The 12,938-nt window shown below is 69.8% G+C and carries 13 protein-coding genes and 1 tRNA gene; 12 read left to right on the plus strand and 2 right to left on the minus strand.

The genetic code is table 11. The annotated features are described in order from the left end of the window. The first annotated feature begins 11 nt into the window (after nt 1-11). The 7 genes from sctJ to RS883_RS11850 all read left to right on the plus strand — a co-directional run bounded on the left by sctJ (nt 12) and on the right by RS883_RS11850 (nt 4,283). On the plus strand, nt 12-752 hold the full coding sequence (sctJ, locus tag RS883_RS11820; protein ID WP_315760394.1) for a type III secretion system inner membrane ring lipoprotein SctJ: 741 nt from the start codon (nt 12-14) through the stop codon (nt 750-752). After that, entirely contained in the window at nt 749-1,204 is a 456-nt protein-coding gene (locus tag RS883_RS11825) for a hypothetical protein (RefSeq protein WP_315760395.1), read from the plus strand. The genes sctJ and RS883_RS11825 overlap by 4 nt, the downstream gene beginning before the upstream one ends. Beyond that, complete coding sequence (locus RS883_RS11830) at nt 1,201-1,803, plus strand: hypothetical protein (protein WP_315760396.1); 603 nt, start codon at nt 1,201-1,203, stop codon at nt 1,801-1,803. The genes RS883_RS11825 and RS883_RS11830 overlap by 4 nt, the downstream gene beginning before the upstream one ends. Further along, on the plus strand, nt 1,793-3,103 hold the full coding sequence (locus RS883_RS11835; RefSeq protein ID WP_315760397.1) for a FliI/YscN family ATPase: 1,311 nt from the start codon (nt 1,793-1,795) through the stop codon (nt 3,101-3,103). The genes RS883_RS11830 and RS883_RS11835 overlap by 11 nt, the downstream gene beginning before the upstream one ends. After that, nucleotides 3,100-3,543, plus strand: a complete 444-nt coding sequence (locus RS883_RS11840) for a hypothetical protein (RefSeq protein WP_315760398.1) — start codon at nt 3,100-3,102, stop codon at nt 3,541-3,543. Before RS883_RS11835 ends, RS883_RS11840 begins: the two co-directional genes overlap by 4 nt. Further along, nucleotides 3,540-4,142 carry a hypothetical protein gene (locus tag RS883_RS11845; protein ID WP_315760399.1) on the plus strand — a complete coding sequence of 201 codons (603 nt, stop codon included), beginning with the start codon at nt 3,540-3,542 and terminating at the stop codon, nt 4,140-4,142. Before RS883_RS11840 ends, RS883_RS11845 begins: the two co-directional genes overlap by 4 nt. 66 nt (nt 4,143-4,208) lie before the next feature. Further along, a tRNA-Val gene (locus RS883_RS11850) sits at nt 4,209-4,283 on the plus strand. A gap of 288 nt (nt 4,284-4,571) precedes the next feature. Here RS883_RS11850 and RS883_RS11855 read toward each other — a convergent pair. Next, the gene (locus RS883_RS11855) at nt 4,572-5,579 is read right to left on the minus strand and encodes a D-glycerate dehydrogenase (RefSeq protein WP_315765100.1); all 1,008 of its coding nucleotides are present in this window, start codon (nt 5,577-5,579) and stop codon (nt 4,572-4,574) included. A gap of 95 nt (nt 5,580-5,674) precedes the next feature. Between RS883_RS11855 and RS883_RS11860 the strand changes: the two genes are divergently transcribed. Together RS883_RS11860 and RS883_RS11865 are read left to right on the plus strand one after the other, a co-directional pair. Beyond that, a complete protein-coding gene (locus RS883_RS11860) occupies nt 5,675-6,163 on the plus strand; it encodes an SH3 domain-containing protein (protein ID WP_315760400.1) in 489 nt (162 codons plus the stop codon). A gap of 99 nt (nt 6,164-6,262) precedes the next feature. Further along, a complete protein-coding gene (locus RS883_RS11865) occupies nt 6,263-8,311 on the plus strand; it encodes a M10 family metallopeptidase (protein WP_315760401.1) in 2,049 nt (682 codons plus the stop codon). A 51-nt stretch (nt 8,312-8,362) separates the two neighbouring features. Here the strand turns inward: RS883_RS11865 and RS883_RS11870 are convergent, their stop codons facing one another. Continuing rightward, nucleotides 8,363-10,534: a M10 family metallopeptidase C-terminal domain-containing protein gene (locus RS883_RS11870; protein WP_315760402.1), complete on the minus strand. Its 2,172-nt coding sequence runs from the start codon at nt 10,532-10,534 to the stop codon at nt 8,363-8,365. A 315-nt stretch (nt 10,535-10,849) separates the two neighbouring features. Between RS883_RS11870 and nadC the strand changes: the two genes are divergently transcribed. The 3 genes from nadC to RS883_RS11885 are packed head-to-tail and all read left to right on the plus strand — an operon-like array spanning nt 10,850 to nt 12,881. Further along, entirely contained in the window at nt 10,850-11,692 is an 843-nt protein-coding gene (gene nadC, locus RS883_RS11875) for a carboxylating nicotinate-nucleotide diphosphorylase (RefSeq protein WP_315760403.1), read from the plus strand. A 56-nt stretch (nt 11,693-11,748) separates the two neighbouring features. Then, on the plus strand, nt 11,749-12,171 hold the full coding sequence (locus RS883_RS11880) for a hypothetical protein (protein WP_315760404.1): 423 nt from the start codon (nt 11,749-11,751) through the stop codon (nt 12,169-12,171). Further along, on the plus strand, nt 12,168-12,881 hold the full coding sequence (locus tag RS883_RS11885; protein ID WP_315760405.1) for a ribonuclease T2: 714 nt from the start codon (nt 12,168-12,170) through the stop codon (nt 12,879-12,881). Before RS883_RS11880 ends, RS883_RS11885 begins: the two co-directional genes overlap by 4 nt. The last annotated feature ends 57 nt before the right edge of the window (nt 12,882-12,938 follow it).

A 12,938-nucleotide genomic window follows, 5' to 3' on the forward strand; every position in this document is an offset into this window, starting at 1 on the left:
GGAGAAGTTCAATGCACGGCCTGATGCGCCGACTGATGCCGATCGGACTGTTCCTCGCCGCCGCGACCCTGTCGGGCTGCGGCGACCAGGAGGTCTATGGCAAGCTCAAGGAACCGCAGGCGAACGAGATGATCGCGGCGCTGCGCAGCGCCAACATCAGCGCCAGCAAGCAAAGCTCGGGCGAGGGCGAATGGGCGGTGGCGGTCAGCCCCGACCAGTTCGCCCGCGCGGTCGAGGTGCTGAAGGCCAACGGCCTGCCCCGCGACGAATTCCAGTCGCTGGGCGACGTGTTCGCCAAGAAGGGCTTCGTCTCCTCTCCGATCGAGGAGCGCGCGCGGCTGATCTACGGCCTCAGCCAGGAACTCAGCCGCACCGTCAGCGCGATCGACGGCGTGGTCGAGGCGCGCGTCCACCTGGCGATCCCCGAAACCGACCCGCTGTCCGACAAGACCAAGCCGTCCTCGGCGGCGGTGTTCGTCAAGTATCAGCCCGGCTTTGAGCTTCGCAGCCAGACAGGCGCGATCAAGAGCCTCGTCACCAACTCGGTCGAGGGGCTCCAGTACGACAAGGTCTCGGTCGTGATGTTCCCCAGCCAGGCCGCGCCCGTCCAGCGCGACCTGTCGGTGGCGCAGTTCGACACGCCGCTGGTGCGCATCCTCCTCGTCCTCGGCGTCGTCGCCTGGCCGGTAGTGCTGTTCCTGCGTCGTCGCCGCCGCGGCAACGTGCCCGCCGTCGTCGAGACACAGGGATGAGCCGCGCGCGCCTGTTCGCGGGGCTCGCGACCGCGCGGGCCGCCGGCGTCGCGGTCAGCCGCGCAGACCGGCTCCGCGGCAAGCCGCGTGCGACGGTCAGCCTGGCCGAGCTCGCCGACTGGCCGCGCTGGCCCTCGCTTCCCGCCGATGCGCGCGAGCGGGTCTGGCGGGTGGCGGCGCTCGTCGCTGCGCGCGATGCGCTGCCCGAGGTGATCGACGGCGCGACGCTGCGCGGCCTCGCCGCCGCGGTGGGTGAAGATCGGCTGGAGGCGGTGCTCGACCTGCCCCCCGGCGGCGGCGGCCCGCTGCCGCCCACGACGCTGCTCGGCGAAGCGGGCCGCCGCCTCGCCGAAGCCGCCCTGCCCCCCGCCCTCGCCGCCGCGATGGGGCACACGCCCACCGGCCCGACCGATGCGGCCGCCGTCGCGCAGGCGGAGGCGATCGCCGCATGAGCTATGTCCTCCATCGCAGCGACACCGCGCTGCTCGCCGCACGCGGTCCCATCGTCAAGGCGGGCGAGCGCGCCCACCTGACCGACGCGATCGCGCTGATCGGCCGGCTCCAGGCCGACGCCGCCGCCGCTGACGCTGCCCGCGCGCAGGCCGAAACCGAAGCGCGCCAGCGCGGCCATGACGAGGGCTATGCCGCCGGCCGCGCCGCCTTTGCCGACGCGATTGCCGCGCTCGCCGCTCAGGGCGCCGCCCACCGCGCGCACGAGGAAAGCGAGATCGCCACGCTCGCGCTCACCGCGCTTCGCCAGATCGCGGGCGACCTTGGCGATGCCGAAGTGATGCAGGGCGTCGCCCTCCGCGCCGCCCGCGCCGTGGTGCCGCAAGGTCCCGTCGTGGTCGAGGTGTCGCCCGCGATCGCCGCGGAGGTCGAGGCCGGCCTCGCCCGCCTCGATCCCGGTACCGAAGCGAGCGTCCGCGTCGACCCGACGCTCGGCGACCGCCAGTGCCGCGTAACTGGCCCCGACAGCCGCATCATTGCCGATCTCGATCGCCAGCTTGCCGAACTCGGCGAGCGCTGGGGGGTGACCGATGAGCATTGAGGCACGCGTCCAGGACCTCGTCCGCACGTTGGGCGAGGCCCCCGCCTTCGAACAGCGCGGCCGCGTTCGCGGCGCGATCGGCACCTCGATTCGCGTCGCCGGCCTGTCCGCACGCATCGGCCAGTCCTGCGCGCTCCTCGACCGCGACGGCGCCGAAGTGCTTTCCGCCGAGGTCGTCGGCCTTGCCGATGGCGAGGTGCTGCTCTCCCCGCTCGGCGACCTGCGCGGGCTGTCCAGCGAGACCGAGGTCGTGGTCCGCGTCGGGGACGATCGCGTGCCCGTCGGCCCCGGCCTGCTCGGCCGCGTCCTCGACGCGCGCCTCCGCCCGCTCGACGGCGGCCCGCCGGTCGAGGGCGACGCGTTTCGGCCGCTCTATGGCGACAGTCCCAACCCGATGACGCGCGCGCGCATCGACACCGGCGTCGAGACGGGCGTTCGCGCCATCGACGGCCTGCTGCCGCTCGGCCGCGGCCAGCGCACCGGCGTGTTCGCCGCGGCCGGCGGCGGCAAGTCGACCCTGCTCGCCACCCTCGCCCGCCAGACCCGCGCCGACGCCGTCGTCATCGCGCTGATCGGCGAGCGCGGCCGCGAGGTGCGCGAGTTTGTCGAGGACAACCTGGGCGAGGAGGGGCTCGCCCGCTCCGTCGTCGTCGTCGCCACCTCCGACCGCCCGGCACTGGAGCGCGCCCGCGCCGCCCATGCCGCCACCGCGATTGCGGAGGGGCTCCGTGCCGAAGGCCGCCACGTCCTTCTCCTCATGGACTCGGTCACCCGCTTCGCCCGCGCCCTGCGCGAGATCGGTCTCGCGAGCGGCGAGCCGCCCGTCCGCCGCGGCTTCCCGCCCTCCGTCTTTGCCGAGTTGCCGCGCTTGTTCGAGCGCGCCGGCGCCAATGAGACGGGCGCGATCACCGCGCTCTACACCGTGCTGCTCGAGGACGAGGTCGACGATCCCGTCGGCGAGGAAGTACGCTCGCTGCTCGACGGCCACATCTATCTTTCGCGCAAGCTCGCCGCACGCGGCCATTATCCGGCGATCGACGTGCTCGCCAGCCAGAGCCGCCTGATGACCCAGCTCACCGATGCTGCGCAGCAATCCGCAGCAACGGCGCTGCGCGCTCACCTGTCCAAGCTCGCGGAGATCGAGATCCTGCTGCAGGTCGGCGACTACAAGCCCGGCCAGGATGCCGCCGCCGACCGCGCGATCGCCGCGCGCGACGCGATCGACGCGTTCCTGCGCCAGCGCCATGACGAGCCGGTCGCCGCAGCGACCACCAACGCGCTGCTGCGGAGCTTCGGATGACCGCGCCGCTCACCGTCCTGACGGGCCTGCGCGCCCGCGACGTCGATCGCGCCGCCCGCGCCGCTCAGGCCGCCGCCACCGCGGTCGAAGCGGCGCTGGTCGCCGTCCGCGACGCCGACCTGGCGCTCGCCAAGGCCCGCACGCTCGCGGCTGCCGCGGCCGAGGCGCGTTTCGCCCGCCCCGGCGACGAATGCGTCCGCCTCTACCTGGATCGCTGCACAGATCAGGTCGCCGCCGCTGTGGCCGACCTCGAACAGGCGCAGCAGGCGCTCGCCACCGCAGAACAGGCGGCCGAACAGGCCCGCCGCGACTGGATGCGGGCTCAGGCGCGCCGCGACGTCATCACCGACCTCGCCGCCGATCAGATCCGCGACGCCGGCCGCGCCGCCGAGCGCCGCAGCGCCGACGAATGCCAGCAGCCCCGCGGGAGAGCCGCATGACCACCATCGCCAACGATCGCCCCGCCACGCCCGTCGCCAACCGCGCGCGCACCGACACCCGCACCGCCGCCGAGCCCGAGCGCCGCGACAGGTTCGAGGAAGCGCTCAGCCGCCGCGAAAAGAAGGGCGACACCGACCGCAGCGAAGCGTCGACCCAGGGCCAGGGCAGCGCGACGCATGCCGAGCCGCACCCGCAGTCGCGCTTCGACCTCATGGGCGACGATCAGCACCGCGGGAAGCAGCAAGCGCCGACTCAGGTCGAGGCCGTCCCCGGTGCCGCCGCCGACCGCACGATCGCTGCCGAGGCGCCCGCCGCCCCCACGCCGACGCCTGCGGCCCAGCCGACCATCCCCACCACCCATGCCGAGTTCGCCGCCCGCCTCGACCTGCCGTCCACCCCGCTCGGCAGCGAGTTCCAGCTGTCGATGTCCGACCCGCGCTGGCTGGCGAGCACCGCCACGATCCAGCGCACGCCCTCGGGCGGCCTCGCGCTCGACGTCGAGACGCGCGGCGACAGCGAGGGCGACGAAGCGCGCGAGACGCTCCGCGCCCGGCTGGAGGCGCGCGGCCACCGCATCGAGCGGCTCGATCTCGGTTGAACGCAGAAGCTTGCGTTTTGGGGCTTGCACCACCCCGCCCCCGCCGCTAACAGCGCCACTCCCGGCGGGCGTGTAGCTCAGTGGTAGAGCACTGTGTTGACATCGCAGGGGTCGCAAGTTCAATCCTTGCCACGCCCACCATCGAAAACCCCGCCAGGTCAACGGCTTGGCGGGGTTTTTGGTTTTTTGGCGACTGCGCTCCCCAAACCCGTTCGTGCTGAGCTTGTCGAAGCACGTGCCCAAGCGGATTGCCTCTAACACGCCCTTCGACAAGCTTAGGACGAACGGAGGTAAGGGGCACGTTACCGGCAAAGCCCGTTTGTGCTGAGCCTGTCGAAGCACGTACCCGGTGCGCATCGTCCGCAACACGTCCTTCGACAAGCCTGCCCTGAGCCTGCCGAAGGGCTCAGGACGAACGGGGCGCGTTAGTCAGGCCCACCCCTCCAGCACCTGATCCGGCGGGCGATGCCCGTCCGCCCAAGCGCGGATGTTGGCGATCACCTTCTCGCCCGACGCCACGCGACCTTCCATCGTCGCCGATCCCATGTGCGGCGTCATCACGACATTGTGCAGCGCCAGCAGCCGCGGGTCGATCGCCGGCTCATAATGCCAGACGTCCAGCCCTGCGCCCGCCAGCCGCCCGGCCTCCAGCGCCTCGACCATCGCTTCCTCGTCGACGATCCCACCGCGCGAAGCATTGATGAGATAGACGTGCGGCCCGAGCAGCCCGATCCGCCGCCGGTCGATCAGGTTCTCGCTCTCGGCATTGCGCGGCGTGTGGATCGTCAGGATGTCGATCGCGCCCAGCATCTCGTCCAGATCGGCATGCCAGGTCGCGCCGAGCGCTTCCTCGACCACCGCGGGCAACCGCCGGCGATTGTGATAGTGGATCGACAGCCCGAACGCGCGTGCGCGCACCGCCACCGCCTGGCCGATGCGGCCCATGCCGACGATGCCCAGCGCCTTGCCGCCGATGCGGTGGCCCAGCATCGCGCAGGGGCTCCACCCCGTCCACGCGCCCGATCGCACCAGCTTCTCGCCCTCCGCCAGCCGTCGCGGCACCGACAGGATCAGCGCCATCGTCATGTCGGCAGTATCCTCTGTCAGGACACCCGGCGTGTTGGTGACGACGATGCCGCGCGCCCGCGCCGCCTTGAGGTCGATATGGTTCACCCCCGCGCCGTAATTGGCCAGGAGCCGCAGGCGATTGGGTGCGGCCCGGATCAGCTCGGCATCCAGATGGTCGGTGACGCCAGGCACCAGCACGTCGCAATCCGCCATTGCCGCGGCCAGCTGCTCGCGCGACAACGCATGGTCGTCCCGATTGGGGACGAGCTCGAACAGCTCGTCCATGCGCGCGATGACCGGTTCGGGAAGCTGCCGCGTCACGATCACGCGGGGGCGCCGGGGGCGGGACAAGCGCGTCGGATCGGCCATGCCCGCGGGCTTGGCGCGCCCGCCGCGTCCAGTCAACGCCATTGATGCCGGCCGTCCGATCCGGTTAGTGGGGCAAAGGGCAACAGGACAGTTTGATGCGCGTATCCCGCTGGAGCGCCGCGATGGCGGCATTGCTGATGACGAGCTTGGGCGTGACCGCGCTCGAGGCGCAGACGCGCAAGCCGCCCTATTACGCCTCGATCTCCGCGTCGAAGGCGCGGATGCGGACGGGGCCGGGCCGCAACTATCCGGCGAGTTGGCTCTATGTCCGCGCCGACCTGCCGATCAAGGTCGTCGACATCTATCGCGACTGGCGCAAGGTCGAGGATCCCGGTGGCACGCAAGGATGGATGCAGGTCGGCCTCCTCAGCGACACGCGCACCGCGATCATCCAGGGCGGGATCGCGGTGCTGCGCGATCAGCCGGCCGCCTCGGGCCGGACCGCCTGGCGCGCGGCGCCCGGCGTCGTCGGCCGGATCAGCCGCTGCGCGCGCGGCTGGTGCTATCTCGACGTCAAGGGTCGCGGCGGCTTTGTCGAGCAAGCGCGGCTGTGGGGCGTCGCGCCCGACGAGGACATGAACTGACGCCCCTCAGTCCGTCGCATCGGTCCGCTTCCCTCCACTTCGTGTTAACCGGTTGGCGCGCTTAGGCTGTCCGCTGGGGTTTGTGGGGAGTATCGGGGCGTGCTGCTGACATTGAGCCGTGAGGCGATCGCGGCCGGGCTGGTCGAGTCCGGGTTCGGCCTGGGAACGGGCCAGTTCACCTTTTCCATCGCGAACACTGTCAGCCGCTGGGCCGACTATGGCGCCGGCGACGAGCCCTCGACCGACTATTCCATCTTCAACGCGGTTCAGGCCGATGCGATGCGCCGCGCCATCGCCGCCTGGGACGAGGTGATCGCCCCCAACTTTACCGAGGTGATCGAAACTGCCGACAAGGCGGGCGAGGTGCGCGTCGCCTTCACCAACCTGGCGGGGAACGTCGGCGGCATCGCCTATATGGGTTCGCTCGGCAGCAGCGGCCGCACGGGCGACATCTGGATCGACAGCGACTATCGCGGCTCGGCGTTTGGCGCGACCGACGACGCCTATACCACGCTGGTGCACGAGATCGGTCATGCGCTCGGCCTGAAGCACAGCTTCGACGACCCTGCCCTGCCCACCGCCTATGACGATACGCGCCATACCGTGATGGCCTATGACGCGCCGAAGGACGGCATCGTCACGACCTTCGAGGAGCGCGCCGACGGGCTTTATTCGCTGTTCGCCTGGGTGCCGACGGTCGGACCGACGATCCTCGACATCGCCGCCGTCCAGTCGATCTACGGCGCCGACACGCGCACGCGGACTGGCGACGACGTCTATCGCTTCGACCAGGACGAGGCTTCGATCCGCACGATCTGGGACGCGGGCGGCAACGACACGATCGACCTGTCCAACTTCACGCGAGCGAGCCATGTCGACCTTCGCCCCGGCGCGATGTCGAGCATCGGCATCTGGTCGGCGGAAAGCCAGGCCAGCCACTGGACGGGCAAGGTCGGCTGGGCCGGCGATTTCATCCGCGAGCAGTTCGACGAGACGAGCTTCACCTGGCAGAACAATCTCGGCATCGCGTTCGGCGCGACGATCGAGAACGCGGTCGGCGGCGCCGGGGATGACGTCCTGCTGGGCAACGACGTCGCCAACCGCCTGACCGGCGGTAAGGGCGACGACCGGCTCGACGGCGGCCTTGGCGACGATTGGCTCGTCGGTGGCGCTGGCCGCAACACGCTCGACGGCGGTGCTGGCATCGACACGGCAGGCTATGACGCGGCCTTTGCCGACGCGACGATCACCAAGGTCGGCACCGGCTATTCGGTCGCGCTGCGCGACGGCACGATCAGCGACACCCTCGCCAATATCGAGCGCATCGCCTTTCGCGACCAGGTCGTCGACCTGACCGCCAAGGAGCCTTCGTACATCCTCGCCGCATCGGCGGGCGCGCGTGCGACGATCGGTGGCCCCTCGCTGGTGTTCGGCGACGATGGCGCACAGGCGCTGACGATCCTCGACATGGCGGGTCGCGTGACGCTCGACGCGTCGTTCAACCTGGGCGGCGACAGCGTCCGCCTGACCGGAAACGCCGCCGCCTGGACGGTCGTGCGAAGCGGCTCGTCGGTGATCCTCGACGATGGCGACACACAGGTGGTGGTGCCGATCGGCGCGCGCACCGATCTCGTCTTTGACGACGGCGCGCGCGATCTCGGCTACCATGAAGATGCCGCTGAGGTCCGCCTGGGCTCGCAGGTCGTGACAAACAGCGCCGCCGCCATCGCGGCGAAATCGGACGCCGCCGCAGCCGTCGCGACCGATCCGGACGTCCCCGCCTTCCTCTCGCTCTTCACCGATGGTGAAGCGACCGCCGGCGGCAATCTCCTCATCTTCGGCACGCCGGAGGGGCATGAGACGGTGACGCTCCTCGCGGGCAGCCACGCGATCTTCGACGCGTCGTTCAACGCCGGCGGCGACACGATCGTCATCGCCGGCGACGCCGACGGCTTCCGCGCCGCGCGCTCGGGCAGCAGCGTCGTGATCGAGGGTGGCGGCGGCAGCTACACGCTGCCGATCGGGACGGAGGCGACGACGCTGCGCTTCGCCGATGGCGCGTTGGCGCTCCGCTACGACGATATCGCCGGCGCGGTGAAGCTGGGCGACGCGGTCCTCAGCACCGACTTCGCCGCCTTCTCGTTCTGACGCAAAAAGGGCGGGCGGCCGGTCGACCCGGCCGCCCGCCCCCTCGCTGGATCAGAGGACGAGGTCGCCGACGACCAGCGCCTTGTTGCCGATGCTGACGGTGAAGTCGGCATTGCCGTCGCCGTTGACGTCGCCCTGGAGCAGCCCGCCGGCAAAGCGGAGCTGACCCGCCGTGCCGTTGAAGGCGTTCGACCCGATGAATACGAACGCGTCGTTGCCGGCGATCGCCGTATTGGCGTCGATCGCCGACACGTCGATCTTGTCGACCCGGCTCAGGAAGTCGGTGATCGTGTCATAAGCGCCATTGGCCTCGCCGAACTTGAAGATGTCGTTGCCGATCCCGCCTGTCAGCGTGTCGTTGCCCGCACCGCCATCCAGCGTGTCGTTGCCCAGGAAGCCGTCGAGCACGTCGTTGCCCGCGCCGCCCATAAGCACGTTGTTCTGGACGTTGCCGGTCAGCGTGTCGTTGAACGCCGAGCCGATAATGTTCTCGAACCCGAACGCGACATCGCCCGCCGCGCCGCCGGCGAACTGGCTGGTCTGGAAGTTGACCGTCACCGCCGTCAGCGAGTCGGCATAGGTCAGCGTGTCGATGCCCGCGCCGCCGTCCATCCGGTCGTTGCCGCCGATGCCGCCGCCGATGATGTTGTCGCGCGCGTCGCCGGTGATCGTGTCGTTGAAGCGCGAGCCGATCACGCCCTCGATCGCGATCAGGCGGTCGCCCGCCGCGCCGCCGCCCGTGGTGCCGGCGACCATGCTGACGGTGATGCCGCTCGTCGCGGTGGCATAGCTGACGGTGTCGACGCCCGCGCCGCCGTCGATGCGGTTCGCGGCCGCATTGGCATAGATGGTGTCGTTGCCACCGCCGCCGACCGCATTCTCGATGATCGCGCCGTAGGCGATGCCGACATTGTCGGTCAGGCGCCCGCGGAAGGGATCGTTGAGCACCGCGTTGATGTTGGCCTGATAGGTCGCCTGCGTGATCGGCGCATAACCCGCCGCCGCGCGGTTGGCGTTCACCTGATCCAGGCTGAGCGCCAGCACCTCGGCCTGGGTCATGCCGCCGATCGACGACAGCGAGCCGGGATTCAGGTCGATGATCTGGTTGGTGTTGTAGCCTGACACGTCCAGCGTGTCGTTGCCGCCGGCATCCCAGATCGCCACGAACGGCGCGGTGTTGACGGTGAAGTCGAACGCCGCACGGCCCGCATTGCTGTTGAAGCCGTAGGTCGTGTTGCCGGTCCGCGTCGTCATGTCGGCGCCGTACATCTGCTGCGCGACATAGATGTCGTGGAGCATCGGCGTCTGGCCATAGCTGATCGTGTGGATGCGGAAATCGGTGTCGCGCACGCCGATGTCGCGCGGGTTCCAGTACGACATGATCGTATAGTTGCGCGCATCCTGATAATATTCGGCGCCGTTCGCGTAGTTGACCGAGAAGCCGGGGCCGAAATTATACTTGCCCGGATGGTCCAGGCCGATCGCGTGGCCGATCTCGTGCGTCAGCGTGTTGCCGGCATAGCCGCCCTGCTGGAACTGGAAGTTGCTCGCCTGGCTGGACGAGACCCAGACGTCGCCGCCCAGCCCCTGCACCTGCGCGTCGATCGATGCGAGGCCATACAGGGTCTTCTGCGGAAAATAGGCATAGGCCTGCGTTTCGGGCGCATCGGCCAGGCCGCCGAAATTGATGTCGGCATTGGCGGAGTTCGTCTCGACGAACTTCACATTCAGCACGTCGTCCCAATATTGGAGCGACTGGCGCGCGGCCGCACGCTGCTCGGCGGTGAACGCCGTGAAGTTGAAATACTCGTCCGAGCCGTAATAGCCGCCGAGATACTCGAACGTGTAGCCCTGTCCCTCCAGATCGCTCAGGTTGTTGAAGAAACCGAACGTGATCGTCTTGGGATCGGCGTCGCCCTTCTGCACCGTGTTGTCGCCGCCCGGGTTCCAGCTATGGCCGTTGCGGTTCAGGTTCTCGGTGATCTGCTGGAGGTTCCAGATCGGCTTGCCATTGGGCGCGGTGGTGCCCGCCTGGGGGTCGACCGAGGCATCGTTGGTCAGGATCTTGGGGTCGTTGACGCCGGCGCCGTGCAGCCCGCACGAGCAACCCTGCGGATGAAGTCCGGCATCCACCGCGTTGAGAACGCTGCGCCCCGCGGTTCGCGCCAGTGCCAGTGCGTCGCCGGCATTGCTGTCGAAAACAAAGGCAGCCCGGCTGTTCATCATACCCATAATCATCCCCTTGCGCTCGGTCGCATACGGGCCGGGACCGGGCCATATGCCCGGTGTTCGACCATGACGAGAAGGGGACGATTTCGAATCGCGGCGTGCGATCCATGGTGTTTTATTCGCCGCGTTCGACCGCCTGTCTGGCGCCCGTCTCTTCCCCGCCCCGGCCGCCAAGTAGCGGACCGGCCCTTAACTGGCCGGGATGGTTGAACTTCGCCGCGCGACTGTCAATCATCCGATCAGCGCGACCGTTGCATTTTTCCGACGCGATGCGTTGCCGCCACGGCAACCTGCGATTACCCGCGGCCTATGCATGGACTGGAAGCTTTCGATTTGAACGCCTTCGTCGCCGCGACGCTGGCGGAGGACCTGGGCCCCGGCGGCGACGTCACGTCGGCGGCGGTCATCCCCGCCGATGCGCGCTTCGACGGGGTGATGGACAGCCGCGACGCGATCGTCGTCGCCGGCCTGCCGATCGCGGAGGCGTTCTTCCGCAACCTCGATCCCGATGTCCGGATCGAGCGGCTGGTCGAGGACGGCGCCGCCGTGCCCGCGGGCACCGACCTGCTCCGCCTCTCGGGCAGGGCGCGCGCGCTGCTCACCGCCGAACGCTCGGCGCTCAACACCGTCCAGCATCTGTCGGGCGTGGCGACGCTGACGCGCAGCTATGTCGACGCGATCGAGGGCACCGGCGCGGTGCTGCTCGACACGCGAAAGACGCTGCCCGGCCTTCGCCTGATCGAGAAATATGCGACGCGGATGGGCGGCGCGACCAACCACCGCATGGGGCTGTGGGACGCGGCGATGATCAAGGACAATCATGTCGCCGTCGCCGGATCGGTCGAGGCCGCGACCGCCCGCGCCGTCGCCGCCGGCATCCCGCGCATCATCGTCGAGGTCGACCGCCTCGACCAGATCGAACCCGCGATCGGCGCGGGCGCGACGCACCTCCTCCTCGACAACATGGCGCCGGCGATGCTGCGCGAGGCGGTCGCGCTCGTCGCCGGTCGCGCCAGGACGGAGGCATCGGGCGGCGTCCGCCTCGACACGATCCGCGCCATTGCCGAAAGCGGCGTCGATTATGTCAGCGTCGGCCGCCTGACCCAGTCCGCGCCGGCCGCCGATATCGGCCTCGACCTGGCGCCAGCCTGATTGGCGGCGCGACCGCGCGCGGCTATCGTGCCCGAAACCAAAGGGGATTCGGGCACATGCGACCACCGTCGATCATCTGGTTCGAACGGCTATTTCTTGCCGCGCTGCTGATCGGGCTCGTCAACTCGACGCTCGTCTATGGTCAGCTCGGCGCGGCGGGCGGGGCGCAGCCGCTCGGCGCCGGCGTGCTGATCTTCTCGATCGGCATCGGCCTCGTCATCAACGTCGCGCTCTGGTATTTCGTCGCCCGCCGCGCGAGCAATGCCGCGCGCTGGATCCTGGTCGTCCTGTTCGTCCTCGGGCTCGCTTCGTTGCTGTTCTCGGTGGCGATGGGGACCTTCCCGCCCGGCGCGGCTGGGGCGCTCGGCGCGCTCGGCTGGGTGCTCCAGACCGCGTCGATCGTGATGCTGTTCCGCCGAGATGCCGCCGCCTGGTTCCGCGGCTCGCGGGTCGACGATCTCGACGAGACCTTCCGGTGAAGCTTGCCGTGCTCGCCGCCGCCGCGGCGGCGCTGGTCGTGCCCGCCGCCGCCTCGGCCCAGGCGTATCGCTGCGCGATCCCGGGCGACCTCCCCGACCCGCGCGTCGAGGGACCGACCGCGCGCGAGCCCCGCCGCGTGGTGCCGATCGGCAGCTATACGCTCGCGCTCAGCTGGAGCCCGCAATTCTGCAAAGGCGCCGGCGACCGTGCTTCCGCCCGGCTGCAATGCGGCGGCGGCAACGGGTTCGGCTTCACGCTCCACGGCCTGTGGCCCGACGGGCGTGGGCGCGAATGGCCGCAATATTGCCGCGCCGCCCCCGCGCTGCCCGCGGCGGTGATCCGCCGCAACCTGTGCGCGACCCCATCGGTCCAGCTGCTCCAGCACGAATATGCCAAGCATGGCACGTGCATGGGCATCGCGCCCGCCGCCTATTTCGATCGCTCGACCCGGCTCTATGGCCGCGTCCGCTATCCCGACATGGACGCACTCTCACGCCGCCGCGGGCTGACGACGAGCCAGTTCGAACAGGCGTTCGCGCGCGCCAATCCCGGCCTCACCCCCGCGATGCTGCGCGTCACCGCCGATCGTCAGGGCTGGCTGGACGAGGTGTGGCTCTGCATGGACACGCGGTTCCGCTACACCACCTGTCCCACGCACCAGCGCGGCCGCGCCGCCGGTCAGCCGCTCCGCATCTGGCGCGGGCGCTGATCGATACACCAGCGTGTGTAATTGTTTGTTTCCATAGCGGAACGCCTGGAACGGCTA

The organism is Sphingomonas sp. Y38-1Y, from assembly GCF_032391395.1.
In the GTDB taxonomy this organism is placed as follows: domain Bacteria; phylum Pseudomonadota; class Alphaproteobacteria; order Sphingomonadales; family Sphingomonadaceae; genus Sphingomonas.

What these genes read in the sequence shown, in the direction of transcription:
- sctJ (WP_315760394.1), top strand. Translation starts at nt 12, where the DNA reads ATGCACGGCCTGATGCGCCGACTGATGCCGATCGGACTGTTCCTCGCC.
- RS883_RS11825 (WP_315760395.1), top strand. Translation starts at nt 749, where the DNA reads ATGAGCCGCGCGCGCCTGTTCGCGGGGCTCGCGACCGCGCGGGCCGCC.
- RS883_RS11830 (WP_315760396.1), top strand. Translation starts at nt 1,201, where the DNA reads ATGAGCTATGTCCTCCATCGCAGCGACACCGCGCTGCTCGCCGCACGC.
- RS883_RS11835 (WP_315760397.1), top strand. Translation starts at nt 1,793, where the DNA reads ATGAGCATTGAGGCACGCGTCCAGGACCTCGTCCGCACGTTGGGCGAG.
- RS883_RS11840 (WP_315760398.1), top strand. Translation starts at nt 3,100, where the DNA reads ATGACCGCGCCGCTCACCGTCCTGACGGGCCTGCGCGCCCGCGACGTC.
- RS883_RS11845 (WP_315760399.1), top strand. Translation starts at nt 3,540, where the DNA reads ATGACCACCATCGCCAACGATCGCCCCGCCACGCCCGTCGCCAACCGC.
- RS883_RS11855 (WP_315765100.1), bottom strand. Translation starts at nt 5,579, where the DNA reads ATGGCCGATCCGACGCGCTTGTCCCGCCCCCGGCGCCCCCGCGTGATC.
- RS883_RS11860 (WP_315760400.1), top strand. Translation starts at nt 5,675, where the DNA reads ATGCGCGTATCCCGCTGGAGCGCCGCGATGGCGGCATTGCTGATGACG.
- RS883_RS11870 (WP_315760402.1), bottom strand. Translation starts at nt 10,534, where the DNA reads ATGAACAGCCGGGCTGCCTTTGTTTTCGACAGCAATGCCGGCGACGCA.
- nadC (WP_315760403.1), top strand. Translation starts at nt 10,850, where the DNA reads ATGCATGGACTGGAAGCTTTCGATTTGAACGCCTTCGTCGCCGCGACG.
- RS883_RS11880 (WP_315760404.1), top strand. Translation starts at nt 11,749, where the DNA reads ATGCGACCACCGTCGATCATCTGGTTCGAACGGCTATTTCTTGCCGCG.